We start from the raw sequence: 24,615 nt of genomic DNA on the forward strand, positions 1-24,615 counted from the left end.
TCCAGAACCCCCACTCCTTATGGCATATGGCATAAGCGAGCTATTGCACTTCCAATGTTGCAAGCAATGCCTTGTGGTCAGATCCGGATATGCTTCTGGTGCTCACTTGCCCGGCAACGATGCCTGTATCCATCACCACATGATCAATGGCTGTGAATGCTGGAATACCGGAATGATTCGCAGGCCATGTGAAGGTGAATCCTGTACCAGCCTGATAGGCCGCATCCGAGAATCTGTTCCCCAAGAAGTTCCTAAACGGCGTGTGATCCATGGTGGCGTTGAAATCGCCCATGAACACATATCGATACTGCGTATTTGAACGAAGTTGGGCCAATTCATCCAAGGATTTGCGCCATTGTGACCAATAACCCTGAACAGGTGATGTGGTATGCACAGAGACAAAGCGTAATTTGCTGTTTCCTCCATTCAATGTCACCGTGCCTCCCGGCATGAATGATGCACTTGAATCCACATCGTCGTCCGAAGGCGAACCCAGAGCAGTCGCCGACCACAAACCATTGCCATACACACCATCCGAGGATGAGACCTGTGAATACGGCAGATAGGAATGGATGCCGGCATCCTCCAAGGATTGCACGAAAGAGTCAGTGGTCTCTTGCAAGGCCAAAACCTCTATCCGCTCATCGCGCACAGCCTCGACGATTTGCTGCGCATCGGCGTTGCCTTTGTACACATTCAGCGTCATCACTCGCAGATACGCATCATCGGTATTGGGGTTGGCAGAGGAAACCGCAGCAATGGCCGCCTGGGAGAGTCGATTGGAAGCATTGAAGAACGGCTGCTGCCACCACACCTGAACGCCTATGCAAGCGAGCGCAAGCAACGCCACTCCCCATCGCCGCGACCCGAGCGCACACAGCAAGGAAATCGCTGCGATAACGGCAAACCATGGTGTCAATGCCACGATATTGGGCACATATGGCAAGGCTTGGAGTTGTTCCGGCAATATGCGCGCAATGCAGCCTGCCACGGCGACAAGTGAGAGCAACGCCGCCAGCACTCCCAAAATGAAGCGAGGAAAGCGCAGAGGTGCCGGTGCAGATACAGGCTTGGGTGCAGTTCGTGCCATTCGGTCGATTCCTTTCGTTCATGCACAGACGGTACAGCAGCAATCTGCAAGACGCCATCATCCTGAAGAACCATATGCCATATCATCACGAGTTGCGCTTAAGTCAGGCATCGCGGCAGAACCCAATATCGACACCGAAGATTGAAAGGCCGTCTGCCCTTGCTGTACAATGCAACATGTTGCCCGGGTAGCTCAGTGGATAGAGCACCGCTCTCCTAAAGCGGGTGTCGCGCGTTCGAATCGCGTTCCGGGCACGATTTCTTGCACAACAGACCCGTGCATCATCCTGCGGGGTTTCACGTCATCCGGCCATGCACAATCGCCAATCCAATTTGTCATCGGATCGACATCACCAAAAACGAAGCTCTGCAATACAATCTTTGTCATATTCATAATGAATACGATCATTCAAAAATCCCAAGCAAATATGATTACGATATTTCCGTGTCATTTTCCTTCTTTCCGGGAGCGAGGCGATGAGAGCGGTCCCCTTGGCATGTATTGCCCGAGGAAAGCCTCGCCTTTGTGGGAGCTTGTTTACTTTGAACGCACCTTTTGCATTTCAAAATTCCCTTATATTGCGGCATTCCCTCTATGTCTTGCTTCATGCGGCTGAACCATGTATGAAGCAACTGAGCCACTAGCGTGAGGCATCGAGTTGCAAAAGTGATATCATTTTCATATCATTCTAATATCATCAAAGATGATGCCGAATGGCATCGAAGGAAAGGACCTTAATGATGAGCGCCAACACCACCACCCCCGCAACCGACACCTCCCCCACCGCTGAACGCCAGGGAAAGGCTGGCTCCGGCTGGCCCGTATTGTTCTGGGATCTCCTTGGATTCGTCGCGTCCATAGCACTATTCGTCGCATCGATTATTATGGCGAACATCTCCGAGGATCCGCTCGCTTTTGCATTGATGACCATCTCCATCCTGCTGTTCATCGTCATGTGGATTGTTGCCATCGGATTCTTCACACTGCAGCCCAATGAGGCGAAATTGCTGGTGCTCTTCGGAGAATACAAAGGCACGATTCGTGGAACCGGTTTTTATTGGGCCAATCCATTTTTCTCAAAAACGCTTTCCACGTCATCCGCAGCATTGAATGACGACGACGAAGACGGCAAATCCAAAACGGCCGAAAAGCCCATCAAATCCAAGATTTCACTTAGGGCTCGCACCCTCACCGGCCCCAAACTCAAAGTGAATGACAAAAACGGCAATCCGATTCAGATCGCAAATGTCATCGTATGGCATGTCAGCGATACCGCTCGAGCCGCCTTCGATGTCGATCACTATGAAGAATTCGTCGCGATGCAGTCAGAAACCGCACTGCGCCACGTCGCCAGCCAATACGCCTATGACCACTACGAAGACACTGACGACAAGGCACAAGGCCAAATCACGCTGCGTTCAAATATCACCGAAGTCTCTCAAGCTCTGAAAACAGAACTTTCTGAACGTCTGGCACAGGCCGGAGTCACTGTGGATGACGCCAGACTGACACACTTGGCCTATGCCCCTGAAATCGCCCAAGTAATGTTGCGGCGCCAGCAGGCCGAAGCCATTATCGCAGCTCGCACCAAAATCGTTCAGGGTGCAGTGTCAATGGTCAATGAGGCCATAACCGAACTTGACCGAGAAGGCACCATAACACTGGACGAAGAGCGCAAAGCCGCCATGGTTTCCAATCTCATGGTGGTGTTGTGCGGCGATAATGATGCCCAGCCTGTTATCAACACCGGCACTCTGTACAACTGATCCGACGTATCCAACGAGGTCGGCACTCATCGGTTACGCAGCACTTGGGGTATTCGTGTCCTCTTTCACACGACAACACGAATACCCCAAGGCATTTCGATTCATGCGTGCCAGCTCAGCTGAATTGCTGCTACGGTAACGCAGCAATATCCCTTGAATGCGATGAAAGTCACCCTGCGTCAATGGATTTGCACATCCTCAGAGCATCCACACGCGATATGCGGACATCGACTACACTTATCACACCGTAAAGGAGGTCCCCGTGGCAGGGAAAAAACAATACCCGCTCAGGGTCAATCCTGAAATATGGGCGGCGGTTGAACGATGGGCCAACGACGAGCTGCGCAGCGTCAACGGCCAGATGGAATACATTATCCAAGACGCATTGCGACGTGCCGGCCGCCTGCCCAAAAATGCCAAACCCGGCAAAACCAATGCTCGCCGCACACCTTCACAAGAGTGAGCCAGATTGCAGATCGGGTCTTGCTGTCACCTACCCACGCATCGAACCCACACCCATCGATCCCACACACTGACCACACGAATTGTCCCTAGCCTTTCAACCGCAATCGTTGCTGTTCCTTGTGCTCTCCGGCCTTGCAACAGGCACTTCATGGATCTGCTATTTCAAGGCGCTTTCACAAGGCAATGTCAATGTCGTGGTCCCCCGTTGACAAGCTCAGCATCCTGGTCTCGATCGCTTTTTCCCATGTGGCATTCAGGGAAAAGCTCACACTGCGCCTCTTCGTGTGGCTTGGCGCTTATGGTGATCAGCACCTTGGCCATGACGATATTTGCCTAACAACCTTTGCAGCACGGATTTTGCCCAACAACTTCGCATAACGGACTTTGCCTACGATCTTTGCGCAGTGCTCTTTCGTTACAAGACCTCAGGCAACCGAATGATGCATTCATAGCTCATAACCCGGCGCGGAATAACGCGGCAGCGTAGAACATAATGTAATTCAGCGCCGACTCATCATTGCCGGTCGCGTCCTTACCACTTAACCGTGGATAAACAACATGTGCCGGAGCGACTCTTTTCGTCACTCCGGCACACGGCTATCAAATACTCGACACGCGATACCTCAGCACTCAGCCCAGCAAAGTGAGCACCACAGGAATCACCACAACGAATAGCACCGTACTGATGGTGACCAGGTTGGTGGCATATTCGCGATCTCCATCGCCTTGATCGGCAAGAATAGGAAGCACTGCCAAGGCGGGTGCCGCCGACTGGACAATGAAGGTCTTGAACTCGTTCGCAGGCAAATTGCCGCCAGCGATGCTCAAAATGGCAAGCATAACCAATGGCGCCACAATATATCGTCCAGCCAATGCGCCAATCGTATCCTTGTCCACACGAATGCTCTTGAACCCTGCACGGGCCAGCACAATACCGATATACAGCAGCGACATAGGCGTCACGATGTTACCGATATAGGTCAATGTATTGATGGCAAATGTCGGCACTGGAATATCAAGAAACAGGAACATCAAAGCAATCAGGAATCCAACGAGAGGCGGCGGAAGCAGCTTCTTCCAATCGAATTTCGCGCCGGCCTTCTTGCCTTCTTTGGAATCCGCGGTGATCAAATAGACACCGACCGTCCACGTAGACACTGTGTTGGCGATGTAGTAGATCAGGAAGTACGGCAGCGCTTCATTGCCGAATAACGCAATATTCAATGGCAGACCGATGAAAATAGTATTGGCATTGACCACCATATTGACGAAGACGCCGCGCCTGCCTGCAGGCACTCTCAAAATGGCGATCATAATGAATGCAAAGACGTAGCTTATGACAAATGCCCCGAAGACATAGAGCAGGCCACTGGAAAGGCCAACCAACATGCTTCTGTTGAGATACTTGAGTACCGAAACAAAAATTGATGCCGGCAGGCCCACATTCATAATCAATTTGGAAATATTGCCGCTGAACTGGTCAGAAAACCAGCCCCGCACTTGGAGAAAATATCCCAACGCAATAATCAGAATGATTGGAAGGATATTTTCGAGTGAAGTGAGGAAAATCATTAGAACCTCCTACCCAAACCAAATGTGTATTCGAATTATTATTCGCCCCGTTCAGCCATGCGTTCTAACCCCAGTCCAAACGGCACGGCCGGCTTTGCTTCATCACCAAGAGATGAAGAACACGTATATGTTATAAAAGAAATCGAGGCGAGAACCCAATTATCGCTGACTGTATATGTGATATTAAGAACATTTAAGCTTTGAGATTCAGAGGGCGAACTCGGCAAATATCAACGACTTTGTTGCTTTGTCAATATTTTCTTCCTAATGGCCAGACACTGTTCGTACACCAATTAGGGATACTGCTCTAGAGTAGGAGATCCATCTTCGGAATTCTCAGCCCACTCCCCCACGATTTGCGAATACAATCGGTCCAATCGTGCTTCACGTTCGGCTTTGCGCAACTCGCACTCCCAAACCACGATGACATGCCATCCCATGGCTTCCAGCTCTGCATGCTGACGTGCATCCCTGTCCTTATTCCTGTTCAGTTTCGCCGTCCAGAACTCCACATTGGATTTGGGGATGGTGCATCCCTTGCATCCCTCGTGCATATGCCAAAAACATCCGTTGACGAATACCACGGTTCGCCAGCGCGGCAGCACGATATCGGGATGCCCCGGATATCGCCTGTCGTTCTTGCGGAAACGCAAGCCCCGGGCAAAGAGATATCGCCGAACCATGACCTCGATTGAAGTGTCCTTGCCGCGTATTTTCGACATGATATAGCTTCGCGTGCCGCGCCGATACCGCGAATCCGCAGTGCCGTCCTTCTCTGCCTTGGATCTACGAGCCGTCCCATCCCCGTTTGCTGTGGCGCCCATGCCATGTTCAGGCAACAACGGCTTGCCATCAACCACATTGCGGGACATGCCCTCCCCTTTCCAACGAACAGACGTTCATCATACGTCATATTCCCAACGATCAGCCTTGCGACAAGCACATCGTCACACAGCGATAGCATGGTTGGGACAGACAAGATGCGTTCGGGCATTGCATGTAAAGCCCGTTCAAGGAGGAACATATGAGTCGTCTCAATGGAAAACGCAGCGAAGCCGAGTCCCAGGGTTTGAAGGTGAATGTCGCCATTCTCGGCGCAGGCGGAATCGCTCATGCCATGTCGAAAACCTTGGTTGGAATGGCAAAGGATCCCAAATATTCCGCGCTTGTCGCACCATATGCTGTGGCGGCACGCGATCTTGACCGCGCCACCGAATTTGCCAAGCAATACGATTTTCCGGTTGCCTATGGATCATACGAAGAACTGCTTGCCGACCCACAAGTCGATCTGGTATACATCGCCACGCCGCACAGCTTCCATGCAGAACAATCGATCGCATGCCTGAAAGCAGGCAAGAACGTCCTTGTTGAAAAGTCGTTCACGGCGAATGCCGAACAGGCACGACAACTGCTTGATGTTGCCCAATCGTCTGGATTGCTGTGCACCGAAGCCATTTGGACCCGATACATGCCTTCACGCACAATGCTCGATGACATCGTGGCTTCCGGAGAGATCGGCGAAGTTCACTCGGTATCAGCGAATCTGTGCTACCCGATTACCCGCAAAGAGCGCCTTACCGATCCGGCCTTGGCTGGCGGCGCTTTGCTCGATGTCGGTGTATACCCTCTGAACTTCATCGATATGGTGCTGCAGGGTCGTCGTCCGGACCGCATCGTCACCTCGATGCAGCCTTATGAGACCGGAGTGGATGCTCAGAACTCAACCACATTGTATTACGGTGATGGTGTAATGGCCGTATCAACTTCTTCTATGCTCAATACATCCGACCGCGACGGCGTTGTCTGGGGCACTGAAGGATATATCAAATGCCAAAACATCAACAATATTGAGTCGATTGACATCTATGGCAATGACCATCAGATCAAGCGCCATGTCGACATCCCCCAGCAGATCACTGGATATGAATACGAAGTCGCCTCTGCTGCGAATGCCATCTTGGACGGCAAGCAAGAATGCTCCGAGATGCCGCATTCCGACACTCTCCGCATTATGGAACTTATGGATTCCCTGCGTGCCGAATGGGGTCTGCAATATCCCTTCGAAGCCTAAAATCATGCGATCGACAGCATAGCGGCGAAATAGGCCACTACTGTCGATCACTTCTGAATATGAGCGGTATGCGCAATCCAACACATCGGGTTGCGCATACCGCTTTGCCTATCTCATATCCTCGATTCGCCTATGCGATGAACCATCAATATGCATCGCTCGCCCGCGGTGACTCCTCGCATCATTCGCGAAATGAATCACTTATGGCGCCTGCCTCGGATCGGTTCATCGATGCAATAATCCGTTTGCATTCACCATCACTCATGCGATGAATCTTCAGCCTCCGCCTTCGGCAGAGTATGCATGAGCACAATGGCATATGCGAGCGCAATGCCGATCATGACCACACTTGCCATGATGCCGCCAATACTGAAGGCTTGACTCTCGGCAGAGAAAACGCTGGTGGCATTGATCACGGCATGAGCGATAATGCATGGCCACAAGCTCCCTCCCCGATAGAACATCATCACGAAGAGGAATCCTATGGCGATTGCGCCGACTATCTGGGAGAGGTTTTCAACCAGTCCAGCCCCATTGCCGTTGAACATATTCACGATATGACCTAAGCCAAAGGTCAGGCTGGAGACGATAATCGCGGGATTCACATTGCTGCGTGCCATTGCCTTGAAAAGGAACCCTCGGAATATCAGCTCTTCGACGAATCCCACGAAGAGCATTCCGACCATCGTGCACACCATCCCAGCCCAAGGCAAAGATATGGTCACGCCATTCCAAAAATTCCTGGTCATCAGAATCACGAGCGGCACATAATAGAGGAATTGTCGTGCCGAAACACGGGGAGCCTGAAGCCCGTAACGCTCGCTCAGACCATTCTTGTGCACAAAGCACCACAGCAATCCCGCTTGGATGGCACAGGCTACTGCACTTGCCAAATAGGGAACACCAATGAGCTCATCCAATGAAAGAGCCGCAGATTGCACAACCACATATACGACGATGCATACGATGGCGAATGTCAATTCACTGCGCTGATATAACCGTTTCATCACTCTTCCTCCTATGCCGTCGATGGCACCACTACGAAGGGATAATCGCGAGTCATCAGTCTCTCTCATATGATTCTCGCTCATATCCACTGTAAAAAAGAAGTTCGCCGGTGAACGCCTTGGGGCGTCGGATAGCAGTGCGGCAAAGACCGTTGAGCGCTTTGTGCACAGCAGAACGCCTTGCACACAGCTGAGTGCTTTGTGCACAGCCGTCTGAGCGTATTCAACCCAAAGCAAAGAGCTGCGCTGTTTCATGGATACAATGCCATAGTGAATACGACTGCGTGCAAGCGTCACGATTAAGGAAGGTACAGCGTGGATTTTGCCGGGCAACGTGCTCAACACGACGATGAGTCCTTCGACACACATGCGCAGAGCATGTCTTCGGATGGCCTTGATCCTTGGCAGGATTTGAGTGATTTATTGACTTTCGCCAACGAAAGCTGGCTACACAGCGAGGAATTCAACGGCCCGACACTGCTCTGGTCCCACACTCTCGCCGAGGCCTCGGTGCATGCTGATGAGGTGCGCAATGACGCGCCGGTCGCCATGCCATCCGAAGCGGAAACGGTGATGACCCTTCCCATGCAATGGTATGTGCAATCCTTGGCGTCGACGATTCCCACTGCGCAGAGTATGGACGGAGCCACGGAAATCCCGCGTAACGACATGCCCACATTCCATTTGGATTCGCGTGCTCTTTCTGGCGTCGAGGCCGTGGTGGGCAACGCCCTGAGCAGCACACGTTGGGATGATTCGACACAAAATCTCGCCAAGGCCTTGTCTCTCACTGCTCATTTTCTCGGAAGCGTCGCAGACCGAGACAATGAGGGCTTTGATTTCATCAAGGATCTCATCGACGATGTTCGCATGTATATGGATGCCGTCGCCCGTCATGCCGATCCCGCAACTGCGGAACATGCCTTACGAACCATAACCCAAGTGGCTTGTAATGAGGATTTCCAGCTCAATCCCATTCAAATGGTGGAACTACTAGCTTCCGGCCTTTCGTTCGCCAGATGGGATGACAGCAGGGTGCTGGCTTATGACGCTCTCAATAGCGCCATTGCTGTTATGGATGAACTTGCCCGCAAGGAATCCGATACCACTACGACACAGTCGGCTGGAATGGCACCGGAACCACAAGCGTCACATCAGGAAATAAACACAGAGCTGAGCGATGAGGACCTCATCGACATGGGCGTGCTCGACGCATTCGCATCCATGACCGATGACAATATCAGCGCTTTGATGAGCGAACGTGATATGGCCCAGTTGGCCCATCGCCAATTCGAACAAGCGGTGCTCTTCCTGCGCCATGATCTGCTACGCATAAGCGGCGACATGGCCGAAGCGGATAAACTGCTCTTCGACCATCGCGATATCGAACCTCTGGCCGACGCATATGCGGTCCGTTGCATAGAAGCGACCAAATGGGAAGATCTGCTGTCGTTCATCGACCTCATCGAAGCAGAGCACCCCAATCAAACCACCATGATGTTCCCACAGGAACTCGTGCCGTATGAATGGGACAGTCTCAGGGAATTGGCATTGCTCTCTATGGGTGATCATGATGCTCTTATGGCCATGTATCGTGAACGGGTCGTTGAAGCCTATGATCCCGAGGATATTGTGGCAGCTTCCCGATTGAAGAGTCTCAGTGGCACCCATTGGCAGGAACAGTTGCGAGCCATCGTGCTGGAATACGCCGATGGCGAGGGACGGTATGCCCGCAATATGCCATACGAACACTTGATGATCAGCGAAGAACTGCATGATGCCGCTGTGCGATATTGCGAGAACTTCCCAGATGCCCGCGAAGACCTCTCCCCTGTGCTGCAGTGATATTCCTGATTCGAATCAGAGTTCGAATCCCAATTCCTTCGCAGCAAGGCTTGGCACCGGATCATCGCACCAAAAATCTTCGAGATTTTCATTGGTGCTCAGTGAGCGAATCTCAGCCTGGTCGATATACAATTCACCGCTCAAATGATCGGTTTCATGCTGGAAAATACGTGCCGGCCAACCGTGAAGTCTCTCTTCATGCTTGGTGCCGTTCTCATCCTGCCAGCGTGCGGTAATATCCAGCCAACGCTTGCGTACCGCCTGATATCCGTCGAAGCTCAGGCAGCCTTCAAAAAAACTGCGTGTCTGTGTTCCCACCGGCTCGTATACAGGATTGATAATGGTATGGAACGGGAATTCTGCAATCTCCCTGGGGTCGCCATCATCATCGCGAACATGATCCTCAACCACGGCTATGGCCAAGCCTAATCCGATTTGGGGAGCCGCCAATCCCACGCCCGGTGCCTCGAGCATCGTCGTGCGCATAGACTCGATCAACTTATGCAGGGTCTGCTTACGCAGTTGACCGCGATACGCTTCGCATTTGACGCGCAAAACTGGCTCACCGGCCTGTACAATCGGCAAAACACCGTCTTCGCCGGATTTGAGGAGCATTTCCACGTCTCGATTCAACGCAATATCGACTTTGCCATTGAGGTTGAACATCGCAATTCCTTTCACCGGTTTTCGGCTGTGATGGGCGGGCCTAGGCATGCCAACCCATCAAAGCCGAATACATCAATACTGCCGAACAATACTTTATGTCTTAGAGAGCCAGCACCTTGAAAGAGCTAGCGTCTTGAAAAGCTAGCATCTTGAAAGAACCAGCGCCTTGGTGGGCCAACCTGTCTTATAGGGCCAACTCTTCCAAAACCACAGCGGCCAGACGCTCGCACACTTCATTGGCCTGCTGCTGCGTTTCCGCCTCAGCCATGACTCGGACCAATGGTTCAGTGCCGCTAGGACGCAGCAATACGCGGCCAGTATCGCCAAGCAGAGCGGTTTCACGCTCAACGGCGGCCTGCACCTTGGCATTGCTGGAAACCGCATTCTTGTCCACATTGGAAACATTCACCAACTGCTGTGGAAGTTGCGGGAAATCAGCGGCCAATTCCTTCAGGCTCTTGCCCGAGCGCACGATCTCATTGCACAGGGTCAGAGCCGTCAATGTGCCGTCTCCTGCTTGTCGCAAACTCACGGTTGATGACATGGCCTGACTGCTCGCCACCCAATGAGTAGTCGCCTCGCAGCATTTCTTCAAGCACATAGCGATCACCGACATTGGTCTGAACCGTGGCAATGCCATATCCTTCAAAGCGAGCTTGAGACCAAGATTGCTCATAACCGTCACCACCAAGGTATCGTGGTTGAGCTTTCCCGCTTGCTTCTTGGCACGGGCGAGTATGCCCATGATCTGGTCGCCGTTGACCATATTGCCGTCTTCGTCCACGGCGAGGCAACGATCGGCATCGCCGTCGAATGCCACGCCCAGAGCCGCATCCGTCGCCCTCACCATTGCCTGCAACTGTTCAGGATGGGTGGATCCAGCGTTCTTATTGATGTTGTAGCCATCCGGAGAAGCGTTGATGACCACGACTTCAGCACCTGCTCGACGCAAAGCCTCAGGAGCGACCACCGAAGTGGCACCATTGGCGCAATCAGCAACAACCTTCAAGCCGGACAACGGCTTCGGCTGCACCTTGTCAGCACCCACAGGAGCGATTGTGGATACCAAGTGGTCAATATACAAATTCGTTGCTGTCACCGTGTCATGGCTGACACGACCGACCCCGGCGCCTGTGGGACGTTCCCAATCCTGCCCTAGAACCGCTTCGATTTCATCTTCTTTGGTATCAGGAAGCTTGAAACCTCCGCGTGCAAAGAATTTGATGCCATTATCGGGCATGGGATTATGCGAAGCGGAAATCACCGCGCCCATTTCCACATTCAACACAGAAGTCAGATAGGCAACACCCGGTGTCGGAATAATGCCCGCATCGATGACATCAAACCCTCCGGCACTCATTCCCGCAGACAGGGCAGATGACAGAAAATCACCGGAGACACGCGTATCACGGCCGACCAGAGCACGCCGACGTCCCTCAGGACGATCATCTTGTGTGCCAGAATCTCCTAAAACGCGCACTGCTGCATCGCCCAAATCAAGAGCCAGGCGAGCCGTCAAATCACGGTTGGCCAATCCACGAACACCATCAGTTCCGAACATTCTCGGCATGCTATTCCATCCTTGTTCTGTCAACAGATCTGCCACCCATCGTACCCGTGGGGCACCCGCCCGTCACTACTGCCCAGTATTCATGCCCGTTTTCATCGCATTTCACATCTGAGAATCCTCAATGCATAGGATTGCGCAATGTTCAACGACAGGCAAAGACGTCAGCATTCCTGCATGATTGATGTACACATGAAGTCTCATGAGACTGATCAGCGAATCCTGCCGCAATGAATTGACTCACAAACGTGTGTGGGCCGCACCCATTGGAGTGCGGCCCACACACAAGCCACCATACGAATCGGTGATCACCCGATCATATGCTGTGCCTTGCGCAAATTACTTGGTATTGGCCTTGCGGACCATAACCATACGCTGCGATGTTTCGACATTGCCGGCAACGATACGGCGCAATGCATTATCCGCCTGCTCATGGCTGTTCAACCACTGCTGGCCGAGTTCGACCAAGGTCGCTGCATCGGCATGCACAGGGTACAGGCCTTCGAGCAAGGATTCTGCCATATGGAAGGTCTTGTGCTCCCAAATCCAATCCACCGCATCGTAATAGCGCGCCGCGAACGGAGCTGCCAAATCGCTACGTGGAGTCGAAGCGAATCCCAGGGACACTGCCTCCATCTGCATATTGGTCAATTCATCATTGTGAATGGCCTGATCAAATGCCCACTCCTTGGCTTCGACCGTGGCGCGTGAAGCGCGAGCGCCCAGTGCAAACTCACGGTTTTGCGTGGTGTCACGACGAGCCAGCTCCTCGTCGATCGACTGCTCGTCCATGGCATTGACGCTTGCCAACGCCTTGATAACCGTCCAGCGCAGATTGTTGTCGATATCCAATCCATCGAGCTTGACGCTTCCATCAAGCAGTCCTTGGGCATTGGCGGCAAACTGCTCATCGCCTTCTTCGCCATAGCCAAGGTATGCGCTGACGAGCTGGAACTGTTCGTCCGAACCGGGGGCTGCGGCATTTGCCAATTCCCACAACTGCTCTGCCACATGACGAACCACGGCATCCACACGATCGGCAGCAACATAATGCCATGCCGTGGTGCGAATTTGATTCAATGCATAGCGGAATGTGGTGGACTCATGCTCAGTGGACAAAGCCTTCAGGCTCAGCTCAATGAAACGCTCTGCCGGGAATTCTCCATCGCGGGTCATATCCCAGAAGGACAGCCACACCACCGAGCGAGCCAGTGCGTCGGAGAAGCGATACAGATTCTCAGCTGCGAATTCCAGCGAGTTGCTGTCGAAACGCAGCTTGGTGTATGTCAGATCGTCATCATTGACCAGGATGAATGCAGGACGACGCTTGCCAACCACTTGTTCGACCGTGGTGGTCTCGCCTTCCACATCCAATTCAAATCGATCGGTGCGCACGATTTGGCCGCGGCTCTCATCAAGATCATAGAATCCGATGGCAAGACGGTGAGGACGCAACACCGCATGGTCTGCCGGCGCACTCTGCTTGAGTGTCAATGCAGCGATGGTGCCGTCTTCATTCTCTTCAACTTCGGCAGCGATGGTGTTGATGCCGGCCTGTTCCAGCCACTTGGCGCTCCATGTCTTCAGATCGCGTCCGGAGGTGGCTTCGAGCTCAACCAGAAGATCGGCCAATGTGGCATTGCCGTATGCATGCTTCTCAAGATATTGGTGAATGCCTTCGAAGAAGCGCTCGCGGCCCACATACGCAACCAATTGCTTGAGCACCGAAGCACCCTTGGCGTAGGTGATGCCATCGAAGTTCACATACGTATCGTTCAGATCGTTGATAGGCGCCACAATGGGGTGCGTGGTTGACAGCTGATCCTGGTTCAGCGCCCAGCTCTTCTCCCCTGCAGAGAAGGTCGCCCAGGCATCATGCCAATCGGTGGCTTCGGCGGTCGCCAGAGTTGAAGTGAATTCGGCGAAGGACTCGTTCAGCCACAGATCGTTCCACCACTTCATGGTGACGTAATCGCCGAACCACATGTGCGCCAACTCGTGAAGCACAGTGACCACACGGCGTTCCGCCATCGCGTCGGTCACCTTGGAATCAAAGACATAGGAATCACGGAAGGTCACCATGCCAATGTTTTCCATGGCGCCGGCATTGTATTCCGGAACATAGATCTGGTCATACTTGGCATAGGGATATGGCACACCCCACGTGGCGGCATAGAACGCGAATCCCTTCTTCGTGATATCGAAGAGGTATTCCACATCCTTGTCAAACGCGTCCTTCAAGGATTGACGGCAATACATTGCCATAGGGATGGTGCGACCATCCTCATTGGCGTATTCGCTCGTCCACTCGGCATACGGTCCTGCGCAGATAGCAGTGAGATACGAGCTCATAACAGGCGTCGATTCGAAGACCCAACGCTTGGAGGATTCAACGGCTCCTCTTTCCAGAGCGCCTTCGGCAGTCTGTCGGTCGAGTGCTTCCTCGGAATCCACGGGCATATTGGAAGTGACGATCCAGCTCTGCGGTGCGATTACGGAGAAATCGAATACGGCCTTTAAGTCAGGCTGATCGAATACTGCGTATACGCGGCGCGCATCAGGAACTTCGAATTGGGTGTACATATACACATTGCCATCCGATGGATCAACGCTGCGATGCAAACCCTCACCGGTATTGGAATAACGGCATACCGCCTTGACTCTCACTTCATTGGTGGATGCAAGATTGTTCAGCTCGATACGGCTATCTGCGAATACTTCGGCCGGATCAAGCTTCTCGCCATTCAGCGTCACTTCACTGACTTCATCGGCTATCAAGTCAAGGAAGCTCTTCGAGCCTTCTTCAGCAGAAAAAGTGATGGTGGTATCGGAAAGGAAGGTCTTTCCACCCGTGGTGAGGTCAAGTGCCACCGTGTAGTGGATGGGTCCACTCACCACACCGGCACGTTCCTGCGCTTCAAACCGAGTGAGATTTGCTCCTGGCATGAGACTCCTTTGTTCTTCTTGTTTTGGGCGTCATCCGTCTTGGTATTTCTCCGACGTTGACACCCTTGTGTCAATATGAGCGGCGTGATCGGCAATTGCCGGCCACGCCGCTCTTCATATCGCTGCAATCCTTGAGATCCAGCTTACCTCAGGTTATTCTTTCGCTTTCGCGCACCGAATAGACCGAATGCGTTCGAGCCTAGTCCAAGTGTGCAGAGGCAGCATCGCTGTCTGTTGCGATATCCGCCACAACGGGAACGATCATGGGCTTGCGATGCAGCTGTCGAGCCACCCAGCTACCCAAAGTGCGGCGCATCAGCTGCTGCAACTTGTAGGTATCTCGGGTGCCTTGCATCATGGCATCCTGCAACTGCTCGACGATTTGGTGGCGAACCTTTTCAAATTCGCTTTCGTCCTCAGCCACTGCATTGAGATAGATCTTCGGTCCGGAGATCACATCGGCATGGTCGGTATCCACCACGACGAAGCTGGATACGAAGCCCTCGGTGCCGAGAATACGACGCTTTTCCAGCTCGTCTTCTGTCAACTCGCCAACCGAATCGCCATCGACATACACATAGCCGCAGGGTACGGAACCGACAACGGCCGCCTTGCCGTGGTAGAGATCCACGACATCGCCATCCTCGGCAAGCACCACATTGCCCGGCTCGACTCCGGTCTTGACTGCAATCAGGCCATTGGCCACCAAATGGCGGTTCTCACCGTGGATTGGCATGGCGCACTTCGGCTTGACGATGTTGTACAAGTAGAGCAATTCGCCTTCGTTGCAGTGTCCGGAAACATGGATCGCCGCATTGTCTTTGTTGATAACGCGGGCACCCAACTGCACCAACTTGTTGATGATCTTGTACACGCCGTGCTCATTTCCGGGGATCAACGAACTGGCCAAAATCACGGTATCGAATTCGTTGATGCTGATATCGCGATGGTTGCCATCGGCGATTCGTCCCAAAGCAGCCATGGGCTCACCCTGAGAACCCGTGCACATGTAGACGATCTTGTCATCCTGAATATCGTGGGACTGCTTCAAATCCACCACGGTGCCCTCAGGAATATGCAAATATCCCATATCGGCGGCAATGGACATATTGCGCACCATGGAACGACCGACGAATACGACTTTTCTGCCATATTTATGTGCTGCGTCAACCACCTGCTGCACGCGATGCACATGGCTTGAGAAGCTGGCCACGATGATCTTGCGATTGGCTTCGGCAAAAGCACGATCCAAAGCCGGACCGATGGTGGTTTCAGGCTTTACGAAGCCAGGAACCTCGGCATTGGTGGAATCAGCCATCAACAGATCGATGCCCTGCTCTCCCAATTTGCCGAACTCGACCAAATCGGTGATGCGGTGATCCAGTGGGAGCTGGTCAAGCTTGATATCGCCGGTATCGATGATGGTGCCAGCTGGTGTCTTCACACACACTGCCAAGGCATCCGGAATCGAGTGAGTGACATTGATGAACTCAAGATTGAACGGACCAGCCTTGAGCTTTTCGCGACCACGGACCTCGACCTTGGTCGGATTGATATGGTGTTCCTTGCACTTGGCATCAACAAATGCCAAGGTGAGCTTGGACCCGATCAATGGGATGTCAGGACGCAGCTTCAGCAGATACGGAACGCCGCCGATATGGTCCTCATGACCGTGGGTGAGCACCAATGCCTCAACCTTGTCAAGACGGTCCTTGATGTAGTGGAAATCAGGCAGAATCAAATCGACGCCCGGCTGCTCCTCTTCAGGGAACAGCACACCGCAGTCAATGAGCAGAATGTGTCCGTTGTATTCGATCACATTCATATTGCGTCCGATTTCGCCCAAACCACCCAAAGGAACGATACGCATCGATCCCTTGCGGTATTTAGGAGGCGCAATCAAGCCATTGACCTGAGTGGCGACATTGTCTTGCTTCTGCGAACGAGAACGACGCTTCGCCGTCGACTTGTTTGACGGGGATTTTGAAGCTTCCGCCTCGGAGCGCGCGGATCCTCTTCTTGCAGTGGATTCGCGATTGCGCGTTGAAGTGGCGCGGCTACCGCGCTTGCGAGTTGTTTTATGTTCTTGTTCAGTTGCCATTCTTGGTTGGGTTTCTATTACTAAGTGCCCGTACCTATGCACGGGCGAGGAATTCGTTTAGAGTAGACCGGAATCTGCCATGCCCTGGCGAACGCGATCGAATTCATCCGTCCCGGGGCCCACATTGGGAAGCCTCATGGTGGTGTCGTCCAACAAACCGCGCACATGCAATGACGCCTTGGCCATAACAGCCTGGAAACCGTTGCCGTTCATCGCTTCCACAAGCGGAGCCAGACGAACTGCTTCACGCTGTGCGGAATGAATATCACCAGCGTCAAATGACTGCGCCAGATGTTGCATAGGGCCGGCTGCGACGTGCGCGATGACTGAGATTATACCTGCCGCACCTACGGAAAGGAATGGCAAGAATAGGCCGTCATCTCCTGAATACCAAGTCAATCCGGTTTCCATACGCTTACGCACAGCGCCCGCGATATCACCGGTGGCATCCTTCACTGCAGTCACATGTTCCAGTTCTGCCATGCGGCGATAGGTCTCAAGCTGAATATGCAGACCTGTGCGTCCGGGAACATCATAGATAATAATCGGCTTGTCCGCTGAGGAATTCACTGCCTGATAGTGACGGAACACACCCTCCTGCGATGGCCGCGAATAATAGGGTGCCACCACGAGCACCGCATCGGCTCCCGCCTCTTGGGTCTGCTCGACCATGCGCACGGTATGCGCTGTGTCATTGGAACCCGCGCCGGAGATAACGGGAACGTCCACCACGTCCTTGACTGCGCGCACCAGTTCGACCTTTTCATCCATATGGGTTACTGGTGATTCTCCGGTGGTTCCATTGACCACAATGCCGTCGGCTCCATCGCTCACCAACTGCTTGGCGATGCGTTGCGCACTGTCATAATCGACAGAACCGTCTGCATGCATCGGTGTGATCATTGCAGGCAAAATTCGCCCAAAAGGTGCAGGATCAAGAAGATGCATAGCATTGTCACTCATAGCAATAACCGTACTTGCGGGGTGGGACGCGGAATTGCGCTATTCCACATTTCAGCCCTGCCATCCTGAGCTCAAGCGCAAATGTGCATGACAAGAGGCTCGCATTCGCAAGATTTGAAGAATGCGAGCCTCTGGGCAAGAGTAAGTCATCCAATGCTGTTGTAACTATTCATGCGTGACGGCATGACCGCCGAACTGATTGCGCAATGCCGCCACAACCTTCATCGTGTTCGGATCGCCTATCTGCGAAGATTGACGAGCAAATAGAGAAGCAGCTGTCACTGGAAGCGGGATGCCCATATGCAATGCTGTTTCCACCATCCACTTAGCCTCGCCGGATTCCTGGGCATTGCCGGCGATATGGCACAGACCCTCGTCATCTTCCAAAGCACGCACCAAAAGATCAAGCAGCCATGAGCGGATGACACTGCCCTCTCTCCATGAATCGAAAACATCATGGGGGTTGTCCACTAATTCGGAGGATTCCAACATGGAATACCCTTCGCCCAAAGCCTGCATCATGCCATATTCGATGCCGTTATGCACCATTTTGGTGAAATGGCCGGCGCCGACAGGACCTGCGTGCACGAGCCCGCTATCCCCCTGCGGCTTCAAGGTCTGGAGCGCCGGGAGCAGTCGCTCATAATCCTGTTGCGTCCCTCCAACCATCAAGGCATAGCCATTTTCACGACCCCATACGCCACCGGAAGTGCCGACATCCATAAAACCGATCTGATGTTCCGCAAGCAACTTGGCATGGCGCTGATCATCGGTGAATTTCGTATTGCCACCATCGACAACAAGATCGCCCTCGTCCAACAACTGCGCAAGGCGTTCGACGGTATCGTCAGTCGGTTTTCCTGCCGGAACCATCAACCAAATAACACGTGGGGCTTCAAGAGCTTCAATCAACGCCTCCAAGGATTCCACATCGCGACCCGACTGTGGCGAAAGATCAAAACCTATTACCGTGTGGCCGCCTTCACGCAGTCGAGCCACCATATTGGCGCCCATTTTTCCCAATCCGATCATGCCCAATTGCATTTTCGTTCCTCCGAATTCCTATCTTTGCAATGTTTTGTATGCAGTGCAGTTTTTACTTCATCGAATCAGCACGGCTCAGGCTTGCCAGCAACATGCATCTGTGCAGTCTTGCCATTTGCCTCAATCATGCTTTGAATTGACACTTCAGTCGTGCAAACCAAGTGCCGCGATTATGGCATCGGCCTCTTGTTCAGGCGTGCCGCCTTCATTGAGATCCACGTCCAAATGCACTTCGTCTTCAGACGGCGGTTCCAGAATTGCGAACTGTGAATCCAACATATCCGCTTTCATGAAATGGCCTTGACGTGCTGACAAACGCTTCTGCACGGTGTCGTAATCGCCGTCCATATATACGAAAACCACTCCAGGCATGCGCAGCTTATCGCGATACACGCGCTTCAAAGCCGAACAAGTCACGGTTCCGGGCGCTCCGCGCTCAATATGATCCTTGATCCATGCGGCTATCTGGTCGAGCCAACCCCAACGATCCTCATCAGTCAAAGGAATGCCTCGGGACATTTTGTCGATATTGGCTTGTGGATGGAAGTCATCGGCTTCGGCGCTCTCCCACCCAAGGCGCTCGGCTATCTGCGTGCTCACCGTGGTTTTCCCGCAGCCGCATACTCCCATGATGACGGTGATTGGAACTGCCTGGTCAAAATATCCTTCCGGAACAGTTGAAGTAACGCGAACCGGCGAGGTTGTGGTTGTGCTAGTCATTTCGTCTCTTTCTATATCAGTAAGTAATGCGTTCATTGCGAAATACGTATGCGATTGAGGGCTTTAGGCTATGGGCACGAAAATGCTCGTCACCATGACCAAGGCCAGAACAACGACGGAAAGCAGGCATTCAAGAACCGTCCATGTGGAGAAGGTCTCCCCCACTTCCAGTCCGAAGTATTCCTTGATAAGCCAGAATCCAGCGTCATTGACATGGGACAGGAATATGGAACCGGCACCAATGGCCAAGACCAACAGCGAGATGGCCGCTGGCTGCGCATTCATGGCATCCATAACCGGTTGCAGAATACCGGCTGTGGTGATGATTGCAACGGTTGCCGAACCGGTGGCAACGCGGATGAAGGCTGCAATCAACCAAGCCAGAAGGAAGATGGAGATGCTGGAATTCTCAACGAATGAACCGATGACATCACCGATTCCGGTATCAACCAGCACGCCCTTGTAGCCGCCACCTGCGCCCACAATGAGCAGGATGCCGGCAATCGGAGGCAAAGCTGCCTTCAAAGAAGCATTCACCGTGGAGAATGGCGTATGGGTTGCTGCACCCAGACTGAACATTGCGAAAAGCACAGCAACAAGCAGTGCGATGCTGGGTTGACCCAAGAAGGTGAGGATCTGCGCATATATCGCCTGCGATGAAGCCTGCTCAGGCGCGACTATCTGGAAAATGGCATTGCCCAGCATAAGAATTGCAGGCATAAGAATGCATAGCACCGAAAGCCAGAATGGAGGCAGTGACTTACCTTCGGCATCGCCGTCATTTTCTGATGTCATGCCATTGTCAGGAGCCTGAACCGGCACCCACTTCGCCGCTATGGCCGAGAATGCAGGACCCACAATGATTACGGTGGCCACGGCAATCGGGATGCCGAACATCATGGTGATGCCGACATTGGCATTGCTGAATGAGCTCAATGCCGCGAGCGGACCGGGCTGAGGCGGCACGCAGGCATGCATAACCGAAAGACCTGCAAGCGTTGGTATCGCCACGCGCATAAGAGGCAGATTGGCGCGGCGTGAAATCAGCAGAATCACCGGCACCAGGACCACAAGACCCACTTCGAAGAACATGGGCAGGCCGATAAGCGCACCAATAAGCGCCATGGTCCATGGGATCATCGCCGGCGAGGATTTGGCCAACAAGGTGTTGACGACACTATCGGCCGCGCCAGTATCCATAAGCACGCGCCCCAGCATGGCTCCTAAACCGACAAGAATGCCGACACTCGCCATCGTGGAACCGAATGATTCCCCGAAGCTCTTCACGGTATCGACAGGGCCGAAACCGGAACCGATGCCCACCACCAGTGAGGAAATGAGCAAGGACACGAAGGGATTGAGCTTGGCTACCGTCACCAACGCAATGAGGACGATAATGCTTGCCGCCACGCTGAATCCGAGTTGCATGGTATTCAATTGCACACTGCTTTGTGCAAGCGTCATTACTGTGTTCATACGTATTCTCTTCGCTGAGTTTTGTATGCCATATAAAAATATGGCATTTATTTTGTACGTTTAATAAGAGAATACGGCATGGTTATGGAATACGCAATACAATAATCAAGGCGTGTCGCAATATGTATGCCATAATAGAAATATCAATTCATACTTTTGATGAAATGACGGCAGACGAGATGACACTTCGCAATGTTGCACAAACAGGATCCCCGAGTTTGCAATCCCATAGGAACGCCGACGAGGACTCTTTGCATAATCGGCTGCTCAACGAGTGGGGCACGGCAATTGTGAACGGTGACATTCCCACGGGCGAGCGCATGCCCGAACCAAGCGCTGAGTTGGGCAATCCCTCGAGAACGGTGACCAGAGAGGTCACACGTGTTTTGGAATATATGGGTCTGGTCAGCGTAAAGCGCAAAGCGGGAGCCACCGTGAATCCACCCGAAGATTGGAATCTTTTCGACCCTCAGGTGATTGCATGGCGACTGCGCGGGCCGAATCGTGCAGCCGTTCTTCACGAGCTCTCAGAACTGCGCAATGCCGTTGAGCCAACTGCCGCACGTCTGGCGGCGCAAAGGTCGCAAGGTCAGGATTGGTCAGCATTGACCGAAGCCGCCATTGATATGGTCGCCCACTCCCATGAGGCCAATGGCGCGGAATATCTTGATGCCGATATGCGTTTCCATACTGCGCTGCTCAACGCTTCTGGCAATAGCATGTTCATAGCACTCGGCGGAGTTATTACCTCTACTTTGCAAGGTCGCACCGAGCATGAGCTTATGCCGGCCATAGCCGACCCTCAGGCTCTGCGCCTGCATGGAGATGTTGCTGCATACATCCGCCAAGGCAATGCACAGGCGGCACAAGCCGCGATGCGCGCAATCGTTGACGAGTCAGAAGACGCTATCGCACAACTGACCCGTCAGTGAGTAACTGCCCTGGGCGTAGCGCCTTCCAAGCTCGGCTGCACGCCGCCAAGGTTCGGGACTATGCCGCTGAAATGAAGTGAGAATCTCACAGATCCAAGAATGCGTCCAACCCAACGGTAAGTCCCGCATGGCCGCCGCCAGCAAGCGTGCGCACTGCAAGGAGCACTCCCGGCATAAAGGATATGCGATCAAAGCTGTCAGCGCGGATGCTGAGCTGTTCTCCGGCATTGCCCAGCAGCACTTCCTCATGAGCGTTCAGGCCACGAAGACGGACCGCATGCACATGAACTCCGTCAACAACCTGTCCGCGCGAGCCTCCGTCACTTTGCGTATTGTCAGGCATAGCTGGCATACCAGCTTCCTGCCGCGCCTGCGCAATTGCTCGGGCAGTGTGCAGAGCGGTTCCGGAAGGCGCATCGACTTTGTCCGGATGATGCAATTCGATAACCTCGGCGGATTCAAAATACTTGGCGGCTTTGGCGGCAAAATAATCTGCCAGCACTGCCGATATGGCAAAATTCGGTGCGATGAAAACAGCCTGATCAGCCCTCGGCGCATGCGACAAGGCTTCACGAACCTGTTCGAGCTTGTCATCATCCCAACCGGTTGTGCCCACAACCACATCAACACCCTGTTCGATAAGAGCCAAGACGTTGCCCAGCGACACAGCGGGAACGGTGAATTCCACAACGACATCAGTGTTATCTTTTGAGATTTGCTTGATATCGTCACCGGCATCCAGGCTCTCGGTCAACTCCATATCAGAAGCCGAACGAACCGCTTCCACCACATGAGAACCCATACGCCCGCGAGCGCCAACCACCGCTACTCTGATCATCACTGCTCCTTGCTGCCATGAACCAATTCTCAATCTAGGTTATCCTGACTCTTCGCCAAACAAGCTCTCATAATGCGAGAAAGCGAGTATCACCGCTTCACCGCAGAGGCGCTTTGCCGCGCTTGGCAGTCGATTGCTTACCTAACGCGCGTGTTCACATTGTGGCATCACACTTGAGGCAAGACGAGTGTCGACCTAGTGTTTTCGCCCACATACCATTCCTGCAAGAGAGAGGAACACCGTGGGAAAGGTCACTACATTCGCATCTTGGTTGACCAAATGGTTTACCGCAATCGTCATTGTGTGGGCGGTATTCAATTATGTGGTTCCGCAGGCGAGTCTGTGGGGCAAAAGCTATACAGGCTATCTGTTGAGCATTGTGCTCTTCGGTATGGGTTTGACGCTCTCCTTGGATGATTTTGCCCGCATTCTCAAGCAGCCTCTTATGATCATCCTCGGCACTGTTGCGCACTATGTCATCATGCCGTTGATTGCCGTGGTATTGTGCTGGATTTTCCATCTGGATGGCCCTCTGGCCGTAGGTGTGATTCTGGTAGGATGCTGCCCCTCCGGTACGTCGTCGAATGTGATGTCATTCCTTTCGCGCGGTGACGTGGCGCTTGACGTGTCAATCGGCATTCTCTCAACGCTGTGCGCACCGTTTATGATTCCGTTGCTTATGCAATTCCTGGCCAGCCAGTACGTCGAGATTCCGGCCCAGCAATTGTTCCTGACCGCACTCAAGGTCGTGCTGATCCCTGTGGCTCTGGGCGTTATTTGCCATATGATATTCGGAGAATCGATTGCCAAGGTGACACCATTCTTGCCAATCGTTTCCCAGCTTGCAATATTGCTGATTATCGGCGTGGTCGTTGCCGTCAATCAAGGCAAGCTCTTCTCACCAGAAACCGCGTTGGCGATTCCAGTGGTGATTCTGCACAATCTCAGCGGATATGGATTGGGATACGGATTCAGCAAGCTGATGTACAAGGTGTATCCCAAGGGATTCCGCTATGCTCAGCAGAAAGCGATCACCTTCGAAGTCGGCATGCAGGATTCCGCATTGGGCGCGACGCTGGCCATGTCGGCATTCGCGGCTTCGCCTATCACCGCCATCCCATCCACATTCTTTAGTGTCTGGCACAATATCTCGGGTTCCATCCTCTCCTCGTGGTGGAGGAATCACGATGACCGCCACGGTATCGACGCCGAATCCGCAAACGGCGAGCATGGCGAGATGGCGAAGCAGGGTTAATAGTTTGTTTAGGTTCGGGCTCGACTGAGGGTATCAAACCAGCCAAATTCGATATTCCTCATCGCCTACTGTGACGACAGCAACGTAACTGCAAACTTGCACAAAGTCGGACGTCCATCTTTCAGCATTTACCAAAATGATATAATGTTCGACGGTACCTTTGCGGTGTTCAACCGTTTGGATACCCCGACTAGCGGCTGCCTCTCGAGTATTCTGTGCTCGAGAGGCAGTTTGACTTTTGACCAATTAGTATGACTTGCGGATTCCATCGTGCGGTAAGAGATTCATTCC

At 53.0% G+C, this 24,615-nt stretch carries 19 protein-coding genes and 1 tRNA gene; 7 read left to right on the plus strand and 13 right to left on the minus strand.

Annotated elements, in window-relative coordinates:
* Positions 1-40: 40 nt before the first annotated feature.
* A complete protein-coding gene (locus BITS_RS01460) occupies positions 41-1,090 on the minus strand; it encodes an endonuclease/exonuclease/phosphatase family protein (RefSeq protein ID WP_081693608.1) in 1,050 nt (349 codons plus the stop codon).
* Positions 1,091-1,271: 181 nt separating this feature from the next.
* On the opposite strand from BITS_RS01460, the gene BITS_RS01465 reads away from it, so the two are divergent.
* The 3 genes from BITS_RS01465 to BITS_RS01475 all read left to right on the plus strand — a co-directional run bounded on the left by BITS_RS01465 (position 1,272) and on the right by BITS_RS01475 (position 3,319).
* A tRNA-Arg gene (locus tag BITS_RS01465) sits at positions 1,272-1,344 on the plus strand.
* A gap of 483 nt (positions 1,345-1,827) precedes the next feature.
* Positions 1,828-2,856, plus strand: coding sequence for an SPFH domain-containing protein (locus tag BITS_RS01470; RefSeq protein ID WP_026642898.1), 1,029 nt, complete (start codon positions 1,828-1,830; stop codon positions 2,854-2,856).
* Between the two features lie 262 nt (positions 2,857-3,118).
* Positions 3,119-3,319 (plus strand): type II toxin-antitoxin system antitoxin, encoded by a 201-nt coding sequence (locus tag BITS_RS01475; protein WP_026642897.1) that lies wholly within the window; start codon positions 3,119-3,121, stop codon positions 3,317-3,319.
* Positions 3,320-3,951: 632 nt separating this feature from the next.
* On the opposite strand, the gene BITS_RS01485 is transcribed toward BITS_RS01475, so the two are convergent.
* Both BITS_RS01485 and BITS_RS01490 read right to left on the minus strand, forming a co-directional pair.
* On the minus strand, positions 3,952-4,893 hold the full coding sequence (locus BITS_RS01485; protein WP_026642895.1) for an AEC family transporter: 942 nt from the start codon (positions 4,891-4,893) through the stop codon (positions 3,952-3,954).
* 293 nt (positions 4,894-5,186) lie between these two features.
* Positions 5,187-5,717: a very short patch repair endonuclease gene (locus tag BITS_RS01490; RefSeq protein ID WP_044259243.1), complete on the minus strand. Its 531-nt coding sequence runs from the start codon at positions 5,715-5,717 to the stop codon at positions 5,187-5,189.
* A gap of 200 nt (positions 5,718-5,917) precedes the next feature.
* On the opposite strand from BITS_RS01490, the gene BITS_RS01495 reads away from it, so the two are divergent.
* A complete protein-coding gene (locus BITS_RS01495; protein ID WP_026642894.1) occupies positions 5,918-6,964 on the plus strand; it encodes a Gfo/Idh/MocA family protein in 1,047 nt (348 codons plus the stop codon).
* 257 nt (positions 6,965-7,221) lie between these two features.
* Here the strand turns inward: BITS_RS01495 and BITS_RS01505 are convergent, their stop codons facing one another.
* Entirely contained in the window at positions 7,222-8,226 is a 1,005-nt protein-coding gene (locus BITS_RS01505; protein WP_160249593.1) for a CPBP family intramembrane glutamic endopeptidase, read from the minus strand.
* 60 nt (positions 8,227-8,286) lie between these two features.
* On the opposite strand from BITS_RS01505, the gene BITS_RS01510 reads away from it, so the two are divergent.
* The gene (locus tag BITS_RS01510; protein ID WP_238556515.1) at positions 8,287-9,816 is read left to right on the plus strand and encodes a hypothetical protein; all 1,530 of its coding nucleotides are present in this window, start codon (positions 8,287-8,289) and stop codon (positions 9,814-9,816) included.
* 15 nt (positions 9,817-9,831) lie between these two features.
* Here BITS_RS01510 and BITS_RS01515 read toward each other — a convergent pair whose 3' ends face one another.
* The 8 genes from BITS_RS01515 to BITS_RS01550 form a co-directional block, all read right to left on the minus strand.
* Positions 9,832-10,482 carry a peptide deformylase gene (locus BITS_RS01515; protein WP_026642890.1) on the minus strand — a complete coding sequence of 217 codons (651 nt, stop codon included), beginning with the start codon at positions 10,480-10,482 and terminating at the stop codon, positions 9,832-9,834.
* Between the two features lie 184 nt (positions 10,483-10,666).
* Positions 10,667-12,052, minus strand: coding sequence for a phosphoglucosamine mutase (gene glmM, locus BITS_RS01520; RefSeq protein ID WP_238556516.1), 1,386 nt, complete (start codon positions 12,050-12,052; stop codon positions 10,667-10,669).
* 336 nt (positions 12,053-12,388) lie between these two features.
* Positions 12,389-14,995 carry an aminopeptidase N gene (gene pepN, locus BITS_RS01525; RefSeq protein WP_026642888.1) on the minus strand — a complete coding sequence of 869 codons (2,607 nt, stop codon included), beginning with the start codon at positions 14,993-14,995 and terminating at the stop codon, positions 12,389-12,391.
* A gap of 199 nt (positions 14,996-15,194) precedes the next feature.
* Positions 15,195-17,096, minus strand: coding sequence for a ribonuclease J (locus tag BITS_RS01530; protein WP_026642887.1), 1,902 nt, complete (start codon positions 17,094-17,096; stop codon positions 15,195-15,197).
* A gap of 57 nt (positions 17,097-17,153) precedes the next feature.
* Positions 17,154-18,059, minus strand: coding sequence for a 4-hydroxy-tetrahydrodipicolinate synthase (dapA, locus tag BITS_RS01535; RefSeq protein WP_034534450.1), 906 nt, complete (start codon positions 18,057-18,059; stop codon positions 17,154-17,156).
* A 165-nt stretch (positions 18,060-18,224) separates the two neighbouring features.
* Entirely contained in the window at positions 18,225-19,103 is an 879-nt protein-coding gene (gnd, locus tag BITS_RS01540; protein ID WP_026642884.1) for a phosphogluconate dehydrogenase (NAD(+)-dependent, decarboxylating), read from the minus strand.
* 144 nt (positions 19,104-19,247) lie between these two features.
* Positions 19,248-19,823, minus strand: coding sequence for a gluconokinase (locus BITS_RS01545; protein ID WP_081693607.1), 576 nt, complete (start codon positions 19,821-19,823; stop codon positions 19,248-19,250).
* A gap of 63 nt (positions 19,824-19,886) precedes the next feature.
* Positions 19,887-21,299, minus strand: a complete 1,413-nt coding sequence (locus BITS_RS01550; protein WP_026642882.1) for a GntP family permease — start codon at positions 21,297-21,299, stop codon at positions 19,887-19,889.
* Between the two features lie 164 nt (positions 21,300-21,463).
* Between BITS_RS01550 and BITS_RS01555 the strand changes: the two genes are divergently transcribed.
* Positions 21,464-22,231 (plus strand): FadR/GntR family transcriptional regulator, encoded by a 768-nt coding sequence (locus tag BITS_RS01555; protein WP_202961117.1) that lies wholly within the window; start codon positions 21,464-21,466, stop codon positions 22,229-22,231.
* An 85-nt stretch (positions 22,232-22,316) separates the two neighbouring features.
* Here BITS_RS01555 and dapB read toward each other — a convergent pair whose 3' ends face one another.
* A complete protein-coding gene (gene dapB / locus BITS_RS01560; RefSeq protein WP_026642880.1) occupies positions 22,317-23,069 on the minus strand; it encodes a 4-hydroxy-tetrahydrodipicolinate reductase in 753 nt (250 codons plus the stop codon).
* A 241-nt stretch (positions 23,070-23,310) separates the two neighbouring features.
* Between dapB and BITS_RS01565 the strand changes: the two genes are divergently transcribed.
* Entirely contained in the window at positions 23,311-24,324 is a 1,014-nt protein-coding gene (locus BITS_RS01565) for a bile acid:sodium symporter family protein (RefSeq protein WP_034534447.1), read from the plus strand.
* Positions 24,325-24,615 lie beyond the last annotated feature (291 nt).

It is taken from the genome of Bifidobacterium tsurumiense (assembly GCF_000741765.1).
In the GTDB taxonomy this organism is placed as follows: Bacteria; Actinomycetota; Actinomycetes; order Actinomycetales; family Bifidobacteriaceae; genus Bifidobacterium; species Bifidobacterium tsurumiense.

Excerpts from the sequence above, each read along its gene's own strand:
- dapB (WP_026642880.1), bottom strand. The coding sequence starts at position 23,069 with ATGATCAGAGTAGCGGTGGTTGGCGCTCGCGGGCGTATGGGTTCTCAT.
- BITS_RS01470 (WP_026642898.1), top strand. The coding sequence starts at position 1,828 with ATGATGAGCGCCAACACCACCACCCCCGCAACCGACACCTCCCCCACC.
- BITS_RS01555 (WP_202961117.1), top strand. The coding sequence starts at position 21,464 with ATGACGGCAGACGAGATGACACTTCGCAATGTTGCACAAACAGGATCC.
- BITS_RS01530 (WP_026642887.1), bottom strand. The coding sequence starts at position 17,096 with ATGGCAACTGAACAAGAACATAAAACAACTCGCAAGCGCGGTAGCCGC.
- pepN (WP_026642888.1), bottom strand. The coding sequence starts at position 14,995 with ATGCCAGGAGCAAATCTCACTCGGTTTGAAGCGCAGGAACGTGCCGGT.
- BITS_RS01460 (WP_081693608.1), bottom strand. The coding sequence starts at position 1,090 with ATGGCACGAACTGCACCCAAGCCTGTATCTGCACCGGCACCTCTGCGC.
- BITS_RS01545 (WP_081693607.1), bottom strand. The coding sequence starts at position 19,823 with ATGACTAGCACAACCACAACCTCGCCGGTTCGCGTTACTTCAACTGTT.
- BITS_RS01495 (WP_026642894.1), top strand. The coding sequence starts at position 5,918 with ATGAGTCGTCTCAATGGAAAACGCAGCGAAGCCGAGTCCCAGGGTTTG.
- dapA (WP_034534450.1), bottom strand. The coding sequence starts at position 18,059 with ATGAGTGACAATGCTATGCATCTTCTTGATCCTGCACCTTTTGGGCGA.
- BITS_RS01505 (WP_160249593.1), bottom strand. The coding sequence starts at position 8,226 with ATGAAACAGCGCAGCTCTTTGCTTTGGGTTGAATACGCTCAGACGGCT.
- glmM (WP_238556516.1), bottom strand. The coding sequence starts at position 12,052 with ATGCCGAGAATGTTCGGAACTGATGGTGTTCGTGGATTGGCCAACCGT.
- BITS_RS01550 (WP_026642882.1), bottom strand. The coding sequence starts at position 21,299 with ATGAACACAGTAATGACGCTTGCACAAAGCAGTGTGCAATTGAATACC.
- BITS_RS01485 (WP_026642895.1), bottom strand. The coding sequence starts at position 4,893 with ATGATTTTCCTCACTTCACTCGAAAATATCCTTCCAATCATTCTGATT.
- BITS_RS01515 (WP_026642890.1), bottom strand. The coding sequence starts at position 10,482 with ATGTTCAACCTCAATGGCAAAGTCGATATTGCGTTGAATCGAGACGTG.
- BITS_RS01490 (WP_044259243.1), bottom strand. The coding sequence starts at position 5,717 with ATGGGCGCCACAGCAAACGGGGATGGGACGGCTCGTAGATCCAAGGCA.
- gnd (WP_026642884.1), bottom strand. The coding sequence starts at position 19,103 with ATGCAATTGGGCATGATCGGATTGGGAAAAATGGGCGCCAATATGGTG.